The organism is Vibrio sp. 10N.261.46.E11 (assembly GCF_041472735.1).
Lineage (GTDB): Bacteria > Pseudomonadota > Gammaproteobacteria > Enterobacterales > Vibrionaceae > Vibrio.
The window spans coordinates 12,898-29,389 of the sequence record NZ_JBFRQW010000047.1 but is presented as its reverse complement, the minus strand read 5'-3'; the positions used below and the strand labels follow the sequence as shown (position 1 = coordinate 29,389).

Here is a 16,492-nt window from a genome sequence, read left to right as displayed (position 1 = left end):
AACATGAGTTGTGTGAATCGTTCTTAGTTAAAAATGACTGTCAGTCAAACACGCTCTTAGACAAAAACGTTCTTTACCCGAATCGGAGCTCCGTGATACGTTCGAAACTTATAATGTTGAATGATATTTGAGGGACGGCAGATGTCACTAGAAGGCGCACTAACATTTTTTATTGCCATGTTTATATTTGGTATTACTCCGGGACCTGGCGTATTTGCGATTTTAGCTCGTGCTATGGTACATGGATGGCGCAAGTGCATCACGCTTTCGTTAGGTATGATTTGCAGTGACCTTATCTATCTTACGCTTGCCTGTTTTGGCCTAGCGACGATTGCTGAGAACTGGTCATTGGCTTTTGAGGTGATTCGCTACCTTGGTGCGGCGTATTTAATTTATCTTGGGTACAAGATGTTTAAGAGCCTACCTGAAGTGCAAGGCTCAGCGGAACTCGCTGCGAAGCAAAGTCAGAAATCAGAACTCGCAAGTTTCGCACAAGGCTTTTTGATTTCAGCATCAAACCCTAAAGTGATTCTATTTTATATTTCGTTCTTGCCGACTTTCATTGACCTGACGGTTTTACGCTCACAAGATATCGTCTTGGTTTCCGTTTTAGCATTTGTTGCTTTGATGTCCGGTGTCATGCTGATTGCGATGGGGGCTGGCAGAATGCCAAGTTTACTTAAAACGCCACGCGCACATAAAAGACTAAATCAAAGTGCTGGTGGAATAATGATTGCGGCTGGATCATATTTGGCGATAAACAGATAAATACAGTTCAATTTAAATAGAAAAAGCGCCTTATTGCCTTGTGGCAGTAACGCGCTTTTTTGTATTTACTTTCCGGTGCGGTATTCGCTTACTAGAGCAGTATTAGCGAATTACTGCGCTAATTGAAGGCAGTAAATCGCGCTTCTTAATCACGTATCGTAAGCGAATTAACATCAGCGTCGCTGAAACGCTCAAGCCCGTTAGAATACCAATCCAAAAGCCTTCTTCACCCATTGCAGGAACAATGTGGCCCGTTAAGCCCAACACCATGCCCAGTGGTAATGCTAAGCCCCAGTATGAAGCTATGGCTAAGATCATTGGGATCTTGGTATCTTTATAACCACGTAATGCACCGTTAGCAGACGTTTGTAATGCATCGCTGAACTGGTACATCGCAGTAAAGGTCAACAATACTGCTGCCGTTGCACTTATCGCAGGATCGGTGGTGTAAAGCCTGATGATCCACTCTGGGAACAACAGGAACATCGCAACCGAAAGCAAGGAAATTAACGCTGCAACTAAAATACCGACTTTACTGCGCTCAATTGCGCCTAGTTCGTCTTTCTCACCCAAAGCGTGACCAACACGAATCGTAATACCAAACGAAATACTCATCGGAATCACGTAAGTCAGGCTCGAAATGTTAAGTGCAATTTGCGCGGCTGCCACGTTCTCTGCACCAATACGACCAATCATCAACGCGATAACCGCAAAGATACTGCCGCACACCGCGATGTTCATGCCGATAGGTAAACCTAATCTTAGAAGGTGAAGCATCTCTTTTGCTTTTGGCTTTGCATCTGAAAAGTTGATGATGGTTTTGTAGTGGTGATGACCTTTAATGTAGGAATACAGCATTCCTGACATTAACCAATACACCAAGCTAGTCGCCCAGCCACAACCCACAGCCCCCATTTCAGGGAAGCCAAACTTGCCGTAGATAAGCACGTAGTTGACCGGAATATTCACCAACAAACCAACCACCGAAATGATCATCGGTACTTTGGTGTTGTTCATACCCTCACAAAAGCCATTCAAGGTGTAAAACAGGGCAATACCCGGCACACCGAAGGCTAGGGCAAACGCATAGTCGCTACCAATTGGAATGATCTCAGAGGCAACCCCAATCCACTCTAAGATCGGTTTCGCACTCACCAAATAAGCGATAAGCAGCACACTCGCGATTAATGCCAACCAAACCATCTGGAAAAATTCAACAGAGATACTTTGGAAGTCCCGTGCGCCGCGGTGGTAAGCAACGATAGGCGTTAACGCCATAATCACACCACGCAGTAGCAGTAACACAGGAATCCAAAGGCTAGTACCCAGTGCAATAGCGGCGAGATCGGCAGGGCTTACTTGGCCAGCCATTGTCGTATCGACAAATCCCATCGCTTGGGTCGCTATTTGAGTCAAAATGATAGGAACCGAAAGATGCATAAGCGCACCCGATTCACGAGTAAAAGGACGAAGTTTCGTTAGCATGGAAGTTCACAACATCAATATAAATACACGAATGATGGCAGGATGGCCGGTGTGCATTTTAGGATGTGCCCCGTTGGGCGGGCGACAATATAAACACCTTACCGTATAGGGTCAAGCATTGGATTTATAGGGGCTAATTTGCTCTGGAAGAACGCTAGATTTGCATGGTGTTAGATACTGTTTCTATGTACATAACCTGATGATTTTAATGTGAATCATGCTAGATAGAAAGTTTCTATATTTGCTTGTTGAATTTCAATGCGCACATCATAAGTCACTGTTATAGATGAACTAAATTTAGTACAATTGATGGCATAAGAAACTGATAGAAAAATTCTATATTTAAATGCAGAATTTTTCTGTCTAAGAACTGTTAGGGCTCTAAGGAGTAATATTTATGTTTGGAAAGATCTTCATCGACTCTTCAGGTTATGAGTACGGAGTAATTCGGAAAACGATATCGACTACGCCCAAAGAATTATCAGATGTAACTGCAATTGCGGAGGATGAATGCGGTAACTACTTCATACTTAATACTCAGGGGATCTTTTTTTGGGATCATGAAACATCGGCTAGAACCTTTCTTAGCGCCTCTCTACAGGAGTTTGAGGAGAATTGTGTTGAACCCAGATGTATTGATTTATCCGAAGGTCAGGTGATTTCTAGCTGGATAGATCCAGATTTTGCAAAATTACATGGCGTGAACCTCAAGCCCTAACAAGCGCTTCAAGTTGATTCGCAACGCATGGCATTTTTGGTTTAAATCAGTTTTGTGTTTACGGTGCAATGCAGACAGTTCGGCTTCATTGCTCACAACTTAAGCGAGCGTTAGCTGTTTTCTGAGGAGTTGAATATCTATGACAAAATTTGAAATAGCAATTTCTACATTGCTAATTGGTTTCATGCTTGGTCAAGCGGTAGATTTCATAAAGTATCGCTGGGGTATCTATCGTAAGAAAAAGGGTATCTCAGATGAAGTTCTGGATATTCATGATGAGTTAAAATTCAAGGCTAAGAGAATTGAAGAAATTCTCAATGATCTAAATAGCGTAGCTTTAAGCGGCACAGTTACACCATCTTCTATATCGCACGTTATTTTTGACCATCACTATGCTGATGTTGCGCCATTTTACACCCGCAAAGAAAGAGCTGAACTCGCATCGATTTATAAATGTGTCGAGAATTTCAACAAAGAATTAGCAAGTGGTGAGCGTAAAGATATCTCAAGTAGTAATAACTCGTTTATCTCCCTGTATGCTCAGTGCCGTATGGGAATTGGCTCTATTGAACATTATCAGCGCTATAAAGGTGAAAAAAGCTTAAACGATAACAAAGAAGAGTTGGACAGAATTCGGTTATCTATACAGGCACTTGCAGATAAGTACCATATTTAAAAACACAGCTAACAAATAAGGATTAAGGTGTTGCGTAGCCAACACTAAATCCCGAGTGTTGAACAAGCCCGAAGCCACTTTATTAAGTAAATTGTACGATTGTATTTGAAGGGCACATCGCTTTGAGGATTTTCTCAAGGCGAGCGAGGTCAAGATAAGGTTGCGATAGCAATCTTATCAACCAGTTAGCTATTTTCGTTTCTTTCTTCGTCACATCCCCTCTGTTTTTGTCAATGCCTTCTCCTTATTATCAAATGCCTTTCGGCTAGGTGTTTTAACTGTCAATTCAGTGAGATAGTCACCTTGTTCCAATGATATAATTAGCATCAGTCTTTTATATAGGTAAGCACTGCGATGACAACGAAAAATAGTATATTTCCACCTAACTCTATGGCGCATGACTCCCCAAATAGAACGCAACCGTTAGGTATAGAAGATGCTCGTTATCAAGAGGCTACCAAAGACAGTTTCTTTCCTAAGTGGTCGATAGCCTATGATGCAGAAGCAAGAAGTGGTAAAGGCGTGACGCCAGCAATTACAGATGCGGCAGTGACTCGTCAAAATGCGATAGCAGCGGAAACTGAAGCGGCCAACCCTCAAACGGCGAATACTAATTCATTAGCATCTAGTGATGCGACCTCTAATGTAATGAAAACGGTATCTGAGTTGTTTAGCTCAAGCTCTAAAAAATGCTTCGCCTCAAGTATTATGCCTGATGTTGATAAAACGCAACCTATCCCATTAAGAGAATACGGTGAAGTTGCGGTGTTAACATCAGGGAAAAGCACGGACTTTAAGAAGCGATTTTCCAAAATGACACCAGAGCAAGAGTTGAAAATTTTGTCTGGTACTAGCTTGGTGGATATGGCATTAAGCGACTTAGGTGCTTGGCGAATAACTCATAATAATGATGAGGTTCTTCCTGCCTGGTGTTTATTATTTTGTGCATCAGGCATGAAAGCCGAGCATTTGATTAACCGTGAAGAATTTAACCAATTATCGGATGTAAATACAGAGCTTAAATTACGACTTCAAAATGATGAAAGTGGTAAAGAAGATTTAATCGCTTTTCACCGTGACGGTGAAAAGCTTCCTGTTATTCAAGCAGAGCCAAATCCAGAGGGTGGAAGCAAGGCTTTTAAAGCAACGCTCCCAAGTGGTGTTGTCATTGAATGGAATGGTGTAAGTAAACAAGGCCCACTATTCCATAATGGGGCAGAGCGTAGATTTGGAAGTCTTCGACAAGAAAAAGTACTCCCAATTGACGGTAAGACTCAAGATATCGAGGGTGTTTCGGATGATGCTGTTGAAGAGGTTATAATTGCCTTTCCAAAGCAAAAGTTCCTTGAGCCTTTGTATTTAGTGCTACCTAAATTCAAAGAAGAATCAAAAGTTACAATCAACCCTAAAAATATGTACTGGCCTCCGTATAACCCGTTAGCAAAAGAAGGGGAGAAAGAGCTGAATGTTGAGTATGTTGAACCAATTAATAGTTTTGGGTTAATGTCACCAGAGGAAGGGCATGAACTCCTACAAAATTTGTATGATGATATGGGCGGTAGAGATACCGTTGGTGATTTTAAGGATTATTATGGTTTAGGTAATGGTGTTTATGATTCGTATAAAGTTGCATCAGGACTTGGTAGTTTAGGTGTTGTAGCGTATACAAAAAATATTAACGGTAAAGATTGGGTCATCATTAAAAATTTCCGCCGTTACGAACAAACCTTAATGAAAGGTAATAAATGGGGAGCGAATAACCCAAGGGTTATTCAGGTAGGGTTAGGTTTAAATGATTTAAAAGGTGCTGTTAGGTATATTAGATTTAATATTGGAGTTGAAATTATTGTTTCTGTAGGAATAAATGCTGCGGATTATATATTGAATGACGAGGCTACATTAGCTGAGTTTGTTGGTAACTCATCTGGAGATATGGTTAAAGGACTTGTATCTATGGGGGGGGGAGCAATAGCTGTTACTATGTTGCCAGCAACAGCGACCGTTTTATTATCGGGAACAATATTTGCGGCAGTATCATTCTTAGTTGGTCAAGGGCTTAATGTTGTTGATGAAAATAATGGTTATTCAAAAGATATAAGTAAAGCTGTTGATAGGTTAATGAAATGATTATATTTAAAATTATATTTTGGATATCGTTCTCAGTTGTAGGCGCATGGTTTTCATCAGATGCTTTTTTTGTTGCTTTTGGCGAGCCAGAAAAAGTGGTTACAATTGTAGGTATTTTGAATTTGTGGGGAAGTGTTACTTGTGCATTTTTAGGCGTTTATGTTGCATATTATTTTATAATGGAGCTACTAAAATCCCCAGTGTCACATAAACGGTTTAATATAATAGGCGGGAGTTTAGCTATAATCATTGCTCCATTATTAACCCTTGGTGTGTATTCAAAAAGTTTATCTAATGTTTCTAGTTATGTAGAATGTGATAGTTTACGAGAAGTATCAAGTCGTTACTCTAGTCGAACATATGCAGTATCTGATGAAGTATGCTTGAAAGTGGTTGTTGATGAAAAACAATAAATTTTAGGCGCATATAACAGATAAGGATTAAGGTGTTGCGCAGCCAACACTAAATCCCAAGTGTTGAACAAGCCCGAAGCCACTTTATTAAGTAAATTGTACGATTGTATTTGAAGGGCACATCGCTTTGAGGCTTTTCTCAAGGCGAGCGAGGTCAAGATAAGGTTGCGATAGCAATCTTATCAACCAGTTAGCTATTTTCTCTTTCTTTCGTCGTCACATCTCCTCTGTTTTCGTTGATGCCATTCTCCTTATTATCAATGCCTTTCGGCTACATGGGTCGGCTCACTCCAACGCACGCACAGCTAGCATTCATAGTTCGTGCGTGAGTGTTCTTGCCCAATAATGTGCACCACCACACGCTTCAGCGCCTATACGCATGAGTAGCATATTTGCTATGTAGTCAGCAATTTAGAGCGGGTTACTGACTTATGAAGTTAGACTTTACCATTTTGGTCTACGGCATGAAGGCTAAAGTGGTTTTTAGCTAGGTCGATACCGCAGAAATAAGAATAATCAGACATGGTGCCTCCGGTGCAATTAAGTATCACATAAGGGGGCAGAACCTCGGGAGGGGGGAATTCATGTCATTCATTATTTGCTTGGAGGCTAGCAGTTAACTAGCCTAAATTCGCTCTTACATCAGAAATGGTAATAAAGAGTTTATTTTCTGCATCCTGAAACGCTTGGAATCCATATCGCTCGTAGAAGTCTTTTGCACCATCTTTGGCGTCAACAATAACCACAGGGAATGCGACGCTATCACTGGCTGCTAGTAGCTTTCTGAGTGCATCAATAAGCAGCCACTCGCCAAAGCCTTTACCTTTGTAGCGCTCATCAACAGCTAGTCGAGCAATTAGACCACCAGAGGTAGATGATTGGTGTTTTTTCTGTAGCTTGTCGGGTAAGGCCTTCAAATCGATTGGTGTCATTGTTAGTGTATAAAAGCCAATGATATGCGAGCTATCGTTATCATCTTCTAAAACGAAAGTTCTTGTGTTGTCTTTCTTTGCTTGTTGACTCGCCATTACTTTCAGATAGTTATTAAGAGCTTCAATACCGCAGTTGAACCGATTTCTATCATGTTTTGCTTTTTCTAGAAGTACCGTGTTCATCATTGAGTTTTGTTCTCGTAACGTTCAGAAGCCGTTTTCAATTTTGAGTTGATTATTGCAGGGCGGTCTAAAGCGTCCATAAGTAAGCTGGCATCAGCTTGGCTAAGTTTAAGTGTTTGCTCACGTTCAATCACTTGTTTGGCTTTTTCGATAGCAGCACTTAGAACAAATGAGTTAATACTAGACATGCCAGCAATTGCTGCCGCTTTTGTCAGTAAATGTTGTGTATCGACATCAACTCTAGCAGTGATACGGGGTAAATTAGTCGCCATAATGTAATTTCCTTTTGTGTCAAAATGTCACATGTATATTATGGTCTTCAAATGAGTAGTAATCAATAATTGTGTCACTTTGGCACGCAAACTAACAAACAAGGATTGAGGTGTTGCGCAGCCAACACTAAATCCCGAGTGTTGAACAAGTCCGAAGCCACTTTATTAAGTAAATTGTACAGTTGGGTTTGAAGGGCACATCGCTTTGAGGCTTTTCTCAAAGCGAGCGAAGCCAAGATAAGGTTGCGATAGCAATCTTATCAACCAGTTAGCTGTTTTTGCTACACGCTTCAACGCCTATACGCATGAGTAGCATATTTGCTATTTTGGTCAGCAGTTTAGAGTGGGTTACTGACTTATGAAGTAAGACTTTACCATTTTGGTCTACGGCATGAAGACTAAAGTGGTTTTTAGCTAGGTCGATACCGCAGAAATAAGAATAATCAGACATGGTGCCTCCGATGCATTTAAGTACCACGTAAGTGTGGGACATCCTCAGGAGGGGGGGAGTTCATGTCATTCATTATGTGAATACATGGAGTAAAGTTCAATTAATAATCTAGAATCAAGGGCGGCCAACTATCGCGTAGTACTCGTTTAATGCCTTTAGGTAAGCTCTTAACTCTTCAGGGGAATTGAAGGTTTCTGGTCGCTCCGGTGGGGCCAGGTATGTAGAGAACGAGCTTGATTGAACTTCGCTTTTACTTGAGCTTAGTTCATAAATATTAGCCTTAAATAGCTCTAGGCTTAGAGAGTTGGGGTTCACTATAGCAATCGTTGGTATCTTAAGTGCCGAATGAGCTGCTTCTGTATAGTCCTGTTGTGAGTAGCAGTCATTACAGTAAATGACTTTTATGTTGTTAGTCGATTTGGCTAATGAGTTTGTGGTAAATAAAGATAAAGCTATTAAGCCTAAAATAGGGAAAGAGAGTTTCATATCAGTTCCTTTGTTAATGAATATTAGTTTCTCCATGTATTCAAAGTTACCCTAACACAGATATGAAACGGAGTGTAGTGTTTTAAGTTGGTGGGATTCATAAGTTACTCCTGTGAACGACCATCAGGGTGATGGTGTTACAAGAGTATGGCTTGCACTCGTTTTACTCTGCCGCGCAGCGGCTTCGTTCAACAAATTGCTCAAATGGACTTCTAACGCTCGGCAGTTTTGGTTCCAAATGGTTTTGTGTTTTAAGGTGCGTTGCTTTAAGTTAAGTGTTCGTTATCAGCCATTTAGCAAGGCGTTAGCTGTGTCTCACGTTAAGTAATCAGGATAAATATGAATAATCTTCTTATAGATGAACTGCTTCGTTCATATGGAATCTACTGCTCTAATAAAGAAGCTGATGATTTTGAAGAATATCAGCTTCTTGGAGCGGTAAAGTACGCCAAATCTGTAGCTTACAAGTTAAAAGACCTAGATTTATTAGGTCTTGCCTCAAAAATTGAAATAGAGTTGCAAGAGCGAATTAAAACTGAAAATGAATACTACCTATCTTTTGATGAGGCTCCGAGTGAGTTTCCGCATCTGGAAGATGGGCGAGAGTTTTGTAAGGACCTGTTCTATGTACAAAATCGCTATAGAGTTGATATGAAACCGTACCGAAGATTACTCATTGTTCACGAGGAAATATTTATGTCTACGGGGCTATATGACTCTTTAGTTAAGTACCTCGATGAAGACACAGTTCTTCACAAGATCTACAATCAGGTAAAACACAAAGTCATGTATTACCAAGGAGTCACACTGCCTGAAATTAGTAAGGTTGATGCACTATTTAATGAAGCTTTCGAGGATATTTGTCGAAAGGCTGATAAACACCTTGAACGCCAATTGAATAAAGCTGTCGCTGCAAACAGCTAACAAATAAGGATTAAGGTGTTGCGCAGCCAACACTAAATCCCAAGTGTTGAACAGGCCCGAAGCCACTTTATTAAGTAAATTGTACAGTTGGGTTTGAAGGGCACATCGCTTTGAGGCTTTTCTCAAAGCGAGCGAGGCCAAGATAAGGTTGCGATAGCAATCTTATCAACCAGTTAGCTGTTTTTCGTTTCTTTCGTCGTCATATCTCCTCCGTTTTCGTCAATGCCATTCTCCTTATTATCAAATGCCTTTCGGCTAGGTGGGTCGGCTCACTCCAACGCACGCCATCTCATGTGCACAGCAAGGGCAGATTCGTATCGCTTTGGTTCTTATCGGTGCTGGTACTGGCGGCATCCTATAGACCAAGTTCAACAGTAACAGTTGAATGCGGGCTCTTAAGGCGTGTGCTTGACCACGTAAAAACCCGTAGTCTCGTACTCGCTGCAACCCTTTGGGGAGCACGTGCTGCAAAATGAGCAGCAAGAACTTGAGAGTCGGTAAAGTGCGCGTTCGCCATGCGTTGGTCTGGCTCTCTTTATAGCGGAACGTGACCGTATCATCGGTGATATAGATGATGTCTTCATCAGGTAACACACCATTTAAGCAACACATAAGTGTGGCAGAACCTCGGTAGGCGGGGTCCATGTCATTCGCTATATTTTTCATTGAAAGTTGCGTCATAGTGCGCAACACGCTACACTTTTCTTATGATTAAATCATTTAAGCACAAAGGTCTCAAAAAGTTTTTTGAGACTGGCAGTAAAGCGGGCATTCAAGCGAAACATGATCGCAAGTTGAGAATGCAATTAGCCGCGATAGATACTGCAACCATTATTGATGATGTTGATTTGCCGGGCTTCAAACTTCATCCTCTGAAAGGGGATAGAGATGGAATTTGGTCAATTACAGTAAATGGTAACTGGCGTGTTACTTTCGAATTTATCGATGGTAATGCTTACATTTTAAATTACGAGGATGACCATTAATGGCTATGTACAATCCCCCACATCCAGGTGAGTTTATCTATGACGTTTATATGGAACCATTCGGCTATAGTTGTCGTTTTGTGGCTAAACAACTTGATGTTGCTGCTTCAACTCTGAATCGAGTGATAAAAGGGAAGAGTTCAATTTCACCCGAAATGGCATTACGTCTTTCAAAATCACTAGGTCGTACGCCTGAAAGTTGGCTAACAATGCAAGATAATTACGATCTATGGCAAGCAAAACAAAACGTGAATTTAACTAAGGTGCACACGATCAATTTTGCTATGACGTAGTAAAATATAACAAACAAGGATTAAGGTGTTGCTCAGCCAACATTAAATCCCGAGTGTTGAACAAGCCCGAAGCCACTTTATTAAGTAAATTGTACGATCGGATTTGAAGGGCACATCGCCTTGAGGTTTTATCAAGGTGAACTGCTAAGGTTTGGCATTTAAAGTTCCTATTGGGTTTTGTGTCTAAAGTGTGTGGCTTTAGGGTGAGTGTGCGTTATCCGCCACTTAGTCAGGTTTTATAGCTCATGAACTCCCTCGAAACTCTAGCTAGAAGATTTGATGTTTCTTTAATCAGCTTGTTTTATATCGGCTTAGTTTAATTTTACGAGGCAATTATGAAGTCTAGACAATGTCCCAAGTGTCGGAAAAATGTGGCATGTAGCTGGTTTTTCTTTAGTTCTCATTGGACTAAGTACCGTTGTATTGGATGTGGTTCGCTGATGAAATGGAGTCGGAGGCGAACTTATCTAGGAGCTGTTTCCGGTGGTTTCGCTGGTCCGTTTGTCATTTCTACACAATCTATTATCCCATCTACTTTTCTTAGAATCTCAATCGCGATTGTTTTTGCAATAGTTTTAGCCATTTTTGTGAATAAGCAGATTGAGTACGTCGACGAAACTGAGTCATAACAAACGACTATGGCGTCAATGGCTATTTAGGCGCTATTCCTTTTTTATAGACCATCACTTTTTAGCTTTAAAGCTAAAGCCCTATAAGTTTCCTACTGCCACAACGCCAGCAGAAACACAAAAAGACCAATCCCAAGCGTTACCTTTAGAAGCAAGCCCAAAGGGGCACCACCTTTTGGCGCTTTGTTGCAACATCCCATAATTGTTTCCTCATTCATCGTTGGATTCATTTCACCTTAAACCTTTCCCTTACGGTAAGGTCAATGTTTTATTAGTCATATAATCTGGAATCCGAAAAACAAAAAGCGAACCGTTTGGTTCGCCTTTTGTTATGTTTTTCTGCTTAGCGCCGCGAGGAATTAATCTTCGTAGTTATCGATGCTTGGGCAAGAACAGATTAGGTTACGGTCACCGTATACGTTGTCTACACGGTTAATTGTTGGCCAGTACTTCGAGTTCTTCGTTGCTTTCGATGGGAAGCAAGCCAGTTCGCGAGAGTAAGGGCGATCCCATTCTGCGCCTGAAAGGTCGACTTGTGTGTGCGGTGCGTTCACTAGAGGGTTGTTGTCTAGTGGCCATTCACCCGCTTTCACTGCTGCAATTTCGTGACGGATTGCGATCATCGCTTCACAGAAACGGTCTAGCTCTTCTAAATCTTCAGATTCAGTTGGCTCTACCATGAGTGTGCCAGCAACTGGGAAAGACATAGTAGGCGCGTGGAAACCGAAGTCCATTAGACGCTTAGCAATATCTTCTTCGCTGATACCTGTGTCTTCTTTAAGTGGACGAATATCGATAATACATTCGTGCGCTACGCGGCCGTTAGTGCCACGGTAAAGAACAGGGTAGTGAGGGCGTAGTTTTTCCATCACGTAGTTTGCGTTCAGAATTGCTACTTTCGTTGCGTCTGTTAGGCCAGGTTCGCCCATCATTGCAATGTAAGCCCAAGAGATAGGTAGAATTGAAGCACTACCTAAATCTGCCGCTGATACCGCGTAGTCAGAACCTTGTACACCGTTTTCGATGTGACCTGGTAGGAAAGGTGCTAGGTGCGATTTAACGCCGATAGGACCCATACCCGGACCGCCACCACCGTGTGGGATACAGAATGTTTTGTGTAGGTTTAAGTGAGATACGTCTGAACCGATGAAGCCAGGTGAAGTTAGACCTACTTGAGCGTTCATGTTCGCGCCGTCTAGGTAAACCTGACCGCCCGCTGCGTGTACTTGTTCACACACTTCTTTCACTTGCTCTTCGTATACGCCGTGCGTAGAAGGGTAAGTGATCATGATGCTTGATAGGTTGTCTTTGTGCTTCTCGATTTTCGCTGCTAGGTCTGCCATGTCGATGTTGCCATCTTCATCACACTTAACAACTACTACCTTCATTGACACCATTGATGCTGTTGCAGGGTTAGTACCGTGCGCAGAGCTTGGAATCAGACAAACATTACGGTGAGCTTCACCGCGGCTTGCGTGGTAGCGTTGAATCGCGATTAAACCCGCGTATTCGCCAGATGCACCAGAGTTAGGCTGTAGTGAGAAATCGTCGTAACCGGTAATTTCACAAAGCTTCTCTTTAAGATCTTTCGCTAGCGCTGTGTAACCCGCCGCTTGCTCTAGAGGTGCGAATGGGTGAATAGAACCAAACTCAGGCCATGTTACTGGAATCATCTCAGCAGCAGCGTTCAGCTTCATTGTACAGCTGCCCAGTGGGATCATGCCGTGCGTTAGTGAGAAGTCTTTGTTCTCAAGCTGTTTTAGGTAACGCATCATTTGCGTTTCGCTGTGGTGCGTATTGAATACTGGGTGAGTTAGGAACTCTGATTCACGACGGCAGTTTTCTGGAATTGCTGCAAACTCATTTGATGCAATGTCAGAAGAGAGTGCTTGAACGTCTTCTTTCACGTCGAAGATTGCGAACAGTGCGTTCACGTCGTCGATCGTTGTTGTTTCATCTAAGCTGATACCGATCTTACCATTACCTTCTTTACCTTGAAGTAAGCGAAGGTTGATGTCTGCTGCTTGCGCTTTCGCGTACAGTGCATCTGTCTTGTCTTCTGTGTTCAGCGTGATGGTATCGAAGAAGCTGTTGTTCGTTAGCTCGTAACCCGCTTTAGTCAGGCCGGCTGCTAGGATAGCTGTCATGTGGTGTGTACGACGAGCAATAGTACGTAGGCCTTCTGCACCGTGGTAAACCGCGTAGAAAGACGCCATGTTTGCTAGTAGTGCTTGAGCTGTACAGATATTCGATGTCGCTTTCTCGCGGCGGATGTGTTGCTCACGAGTTTGCATTGCCATACGTAGTGCTTGGTTACCGTGAGTATCGATAGATACACCGATTACACGACCTGGCATTGTACGCTTATGCTTTTCACGTGTTGCCATGAATGCAGCGTGTGGACCGCCGTATCCCATAGGAACGCCGAAACGTTGCGCTGAACCAATTGCTACGTCTGCGCCCATTTCGCCAACAGGCTTAAGTAGTGCAGAAGCAAGAAGGTCTGTTGCAACGGTTACAAGAGTCTTGTTAGCTTGAGCTTTTGCAATGATGTCTGTTAGGTCACGAACTTCGCCTGTTGTACCAGGGTATTGGAGAAGCGCACCAAATACGTCTTGCTCTGGAAGTGTTTCAAGAGCACCAACCATGACTTCAAAGCCGATGTACTCAGCACGAGTCTTAACAACTTCTAGTGTTTGAGGGTGAACATCGTTAGCAACGAAGAATACTTTGCTCTTGCTTTTACCAGCACGCTTACACAGTGTCATAGCTTCGCCAGCCGCTGTCGCTTCATCAAGAAGGGATGCGTTCGCGATTTCCATACCTGTTAGGTCCATTACCATTTGTTGGTAATTGAGCAGAGCTTCAAGACGGCCTTGAGAAATCTCTGGTTGGTATGGTGTGTAAGCTGTGTACCAGCCTGGGTTCTCTAAAACGTTACGTAGAATAACGTTTGGAGTAAATGTGTTGTAGTAGCCTTGGCCAATGAAGGTACGTTTCACTTGGTTTAGGTTAGCGATCTCTTTAAGAGAGGTCAGCATGTCCATTTCGCTCAGTGGCGCGGCAAGTGTCATTGGTTTTTCAAGTCGGATTTGTGCAGGAACCGTTTCGTCGATCAGTGCGTCTAGGCTAGTCGCGTTGATCGCTTCAAGCATTTTTTGCTGGTCTGCTTTATTAGGGCCGTTATGACGAGCAACAAACTCGTTTTGCGTACCCAAGTCTTTCAGTAATTGGCTTTGAAGTAATTCAGTCATGATATGTTCTACTTTCTCTCTGGAGCCGTGAGCTAGCCCCTAAAATTAAGCTGCTCTAAAGAGCAGCTTTATCGTAATGAGGTTACCTATTAGTCTTCTTCTACAGAGCTTAGGTATTCTTCCGCATCTTTAAGGTTGTTTAGTTCAGACGCATCAGACATCTTCACTTTAACAATCCAACCACCTTCATAAGGTTCTTCGTTGATTAGCTCTGGGCTATCTTCTAATTCTTCGTTGATTTCTACAATTTCGCCAGAGATTGGTGCGTAGATATCAGAAGCTGCTTTTACTGATTCAACCAGAGAGAAGCTTTCGCCAGCTTCAATTTCGTCTTCAGTGTCTGGCAGGTCAACAAACACAACGTCACCTAGTAGCTCTTGAGCGTGCTCAGAAATACCAATAGTTACAGTACCGTCACCGTTGTCTTTTACCCACTCGTGGCTGTCTGCAAACTTTAGTGTATTGTCCATTGCTTATTCTCCAAAAATTTATGAGGTTTTAATTTAAATCTTAAAATTGGTTTAACGGTAAAGAGGGAAGCGTTTGCAAAGCTCTTTAACTTGCTTGCGAACACGTTGCTCAACTTCAGCATTGCCTTCAGGACTTTCAACTAAGCCATCAAGTACATCGCCGATCCATTCACCGATAAGTTTGAATTCTTCAGTGCCAAAACCACGACTGGTTCCAGCTGGCGTGCCTAAACGGATACCAGAAGTAATCATAGGCTTCTCTGTATCGAATGGTATGCCATTTTTGTTACATGTGATCCCTGCACGCTCTAATGCTTCTTCAGTTACGTTACCTTTCAAGCCTTTAGGGCGAAGGTCAACCAGCATTAGATGTGTGTCTGTACCGCCAGTCACAATGTCACAACCGCGAGTTTGCAACACTTCAGCAAGAACTTTTGCGTTGTCGATCACTGAATCAATATAAGTATTAAATTCTGGGCCAAGTGCTTCGCCAAACGCCACTGCTTTAGCCGCGATAACGTGCATTAGTGGGCCGCCTTGAAGGCCAGGGAACACTGCAGAGTTGATCTTTTTGTTGATGTCTTCGTGGTTCGTCAGAATCATACCGCCGCGTGGGCCACGAAGTGTTTTGTGCGTTGTTGTGGTAACAACGTGTGCATGTGGTAGTGGGCTAGGGTGAGCACCTGTCGCGATAAGACCTGCGATGTGTGCCATATCGACCATTAGGATAGCGCCAACTTCGTCAGCAATTTCGCGGAACTTAGCGAAATCAATAACGCGTGGGATAGCACTACCACCAGCAATAATCATTTTAGGTTGGCTTTCGATTGCTAAAGCGCGAACCGCTTCGTAATCGATTTCAAGAGTGTCACGGTCTACGCCATATTGAACTGCGTTGAACCACTTACCAGACATTGCAGGACGTGCACCGTGGGTGAGGTGGCCACCAGCATCTAAAGACATACCAAGGATTGTGTCGCCAGGTTGAAGTAGGGCAAGTTTTACTGCACCGTTTGCTTGAGCGCCAGAGTGAGGCTGTACGTTTACGTATTCACATTTGAACAGCTGTTTAGCACGTTCAATTGCAATAGCTTCAACGGTATCTACGTGCTCACAACCACCGTAGTAGCGACGGCCTGGGTAGCCTTCTGCGTATTTGTTGGTTAGGCAAGTGCCTTGAGCTTGCATTACTGCTTTAGAAACGATGTTCTCAGAAGCAATAAGTTCGATTTGTTCGTTTTGACGAGTGTTCTCTGCTTGGATTCCAGCAAATACGGCGTCGTCAGTACCTGATAGGTTCGTAGAGAAAAAACTGTCTAAGCTGTGGTTTTGGTAAGCGTTCATTGTCGAGACCTTTCATTAAGCTAATGGTGATTGTTTTTATAGTCCATTAGGTCTTACGTTGATTTCTGCATCGGTATCGTT

The 16,492-nt window shown here is 42.7% G+C and carries 15 protein-coding genes and 3 pseudogenes; 8 read left to right on the top strand and 10 right to left on the bottom strand.

Annotated features, from left to right (window positions below):
* Positions 1-141 precede the first annotated feature (141 nt).
* A complete protein-coding gene (locus tag AB4407_RS15525) occupies positions 142-768 on the top strand; it encodes a LysE family translocator (protein WP_372121188.1) in 627 nt (208 codons plus the stop codon).
* 102 nt (positions 769-870) lie between these two features.
* Here the strand turns inward: AB4407_RS15525 and AB4407_RS15520 are convergent, their stop codons facing one another.
* On the bottom strand, positions 871-2,253 hold the full coding sequence (locus tag AB4407_RS15520) for an MATE family efflux transporter (protein WP_372121187.1): 1,383 nt from the start codon (positions 2,251-2,253) through the stop codon (positions 871-873).
* A 397-nt stretch (positions 2,254-2,650) separates the two neighbouring features.
* Between AB4407_RS15520 and AB4407_RS15515 the strand changes: the two genes are divergently transcribed.
* The 4 genes from AB4407_RS15515 (at position 2,651) to AB4407_RS15500 (ending at position 6,187) form a co-directional block, all read left to right on the top strand.
* Entirely contained in the window at positions 2,651-2,971 is a 321-nt protein-coding gene (locus tag AB4407_RS15515; RefSeq protein ID WP_372121186.1) for an SMI1/KNR4 family protein, read from the top strand.
* Positions 2,972-3,110: 139 nt separating this feature from the next.
* Positions 3,111-3,647 carry a hypothetical protein gene (locus AB4407_RS15510; RefSeq protein WP_025572900.1) on the top strand — a complete coding sequence of 179 codons (537 nt, stop codon included), beginning with the start codon at positions 3,111-3,113 and terminating at the stop codon, positions 3,645-3,647.
* 354 nt (positions 3,648-4,001) lie between these two features.
* Positions 4,002-5,774, top strand: a complete 1,773-nt coding sequence (locus AB4407_RS15505; RefSeq protein WP_372121185.1) for an S-type pyocin domain-containing protein — start codon at positions 4,002-4,004, stop codon at positions 5,772-5,774.
* Entirely contained in the window at positions 5,771-6,187 is a 417-nt protein-coding gene (locus AB4407_RS15500; protein WP_372121184.1) for a hypothetical protein, read from the top strand. Before AB4407_RS15505 ends, AB4407_RS15500 begins: the two co-directional genes overlap by 4 nt.
* A 327-nt stretch (positions 6,188-6,514) precedes the next feature.
* Here AB4407_RS15500 and AB4407_RS15495 read toward each other — a convergent pair.
* From AB4407_RS15495 to AB4407_RS15475, 5 genes and pseudogenes are all read right to left on the bottom strand, one after another.
* A pseudogene (locus tag AB4407_RS15495) lies at positions 6,515-6,711 on the bottom strand (IS110 family transposase); the annotation flags it as partial.
* Between the two features lie 96 nt (positions 6,712-6,807).
* Entirely contained in the window at positions 6,808-7,305 is a 498-nt protein-coding gene (locus tag AB4407_RS15490; protein WP_372121183.1) for a GNAT family N-acetyltransferase, read from the bottom strand.
* Positions 7,302-7,574, bottom strand: coding sequence for a DUF1778 domain-containing protein (locus AB4407_RS15485; RefSeq protein WP_372121182.1), 273 nt, complete (start codon positions 7,572-7,574; stop codon positions 7,302-7,304). Before AB4407_RS15485 ends, AB4407_RS15490 begins: the two co-directional genes overlap by 4 nt.
* A gap of 283 nt (positions 7,575-7,857) precedes the next feature.
* A pseudogene (locus tag AB4407_RS15480) lies at positions 7,858-8,025 on the bottom strand (IS110 family transposase); the annotation flags it as partial.
* Between the two features lie 114 nt (positions 8,026-8,139).
* Positions 8,140-8,511, bottom strand: coding sequence for a hypothetical protein (locus tag AB4407_RS15475; RefSeq protein WP_372121181.1), 372 nt, complete (start codon positions 8,509-8,511; stop codon positions 8,140-8,142).
* A 339-nt stretch (positions 8,512-8,850) separates the two neighbouring features.
* Here AB4407_RS15475 and AB4407_RS15470 point away from each other — a divergent pair, with 339 nt between their 5' ends.
* On the top strand, positions 8,851-9,435 hold the full coding sequence (locus tag AB4407_RS15470; protein WP_372121180.1) for a hypothetical protein: 585 nt from the start codon (positions 8,851-8,853) through the stop codon (positions 9,433-9,435).
* 255 nt (positions 9,436-9,690) lie between these two features.
* On the opposite strand, the pseudogene AB4407_RS15465 reads toward AB4407_RS15470, so the two are convergent.
* Positions 9,691-10,032 (bottom strand): annotated as a pseudogene (locus AB4407_RS15465) (transposase); the annotation flags it as partial.
* A gap of 110 nt (positions 10,033-10,142) precedes the next feature.
* Between AB4407_RS15465 and AB4407_RS15460 the strand changes: the two are divergent.
* Both AB4407_RS15460 and AB4407_RS15455 read left to right on the top strand, forming a co-directional pair.
* Positions 10,143-10,421, top strand: a complete 279-nt coding sequence (locus AB4407_RS15460; RefSeq protein WP_372121179.1) for a type II toxin-antitoxin system RelE/ParE family toxin — start codon at positions 10,143-10,145, stop codon at positions 10,419-10,421.
* A complete protein-coding gene (locus AB4407_RS15455) occupies positions 10,421-10,714 on the top strand; it encodes a HigA family addiction module antitoxin (protein WP_372121178.1) in 294 nt (97 codons plus the stop codon). The genes AB4407_RS15460 and AB4407_RS15455 overlap by 1 nt, the downstream gene beginning before the upstream one ends.
* A gap of 988 nt (positions 10,715-11,702) precedes the next feature.
* On the opposite strand, the gene gcvP is transcribed toward AB4407_RS15455, so the two are convergent.
* The 3 genes from gcvP to AB4407_RS15440 form a co-directional block, all read right to left on the bottom strand.
* Positions 11,703-14,597, bottom strand: coding sequence for an aminomethyl-transferring glycine dehydrogenase (gene gcvP, locus AB4407_RS15450; RefSeq protein WP_372121177.1), 2,895 nt, complete (start codon positions 14,595-14,597; stop codon positions 11,703-11,705).
* A gap of 89 nt (positions 14,598-14,686) precedes the next feature.
* Positions 14,687-15,067, bottom strand: coding sequence for a glycine cleavage system protein GcvH (gene gcvH / locus AB4407_RS15445; protein ID WP_009845137.1), 381 nt, complete (start codon positions 15,065-15,067; stop codon positions 14,687-14,689).
* A gap of 51 nt (positions 15,068-15,118) precedes the next feature.
* Positions 15,119-16,411: a serine hydroxymethyltransferase gene (locus AB4407_RS15440; RefSeq protein ID WP_060981380.1), complete on the bottom strand. Its 1,293-nt coding sequence runs from the start codon at positions 16,409-16,411 to the stop codon at positions 15,119-15,121.
* Positions 16,412-16,492 lie beyond the last annotated feature (81 nt).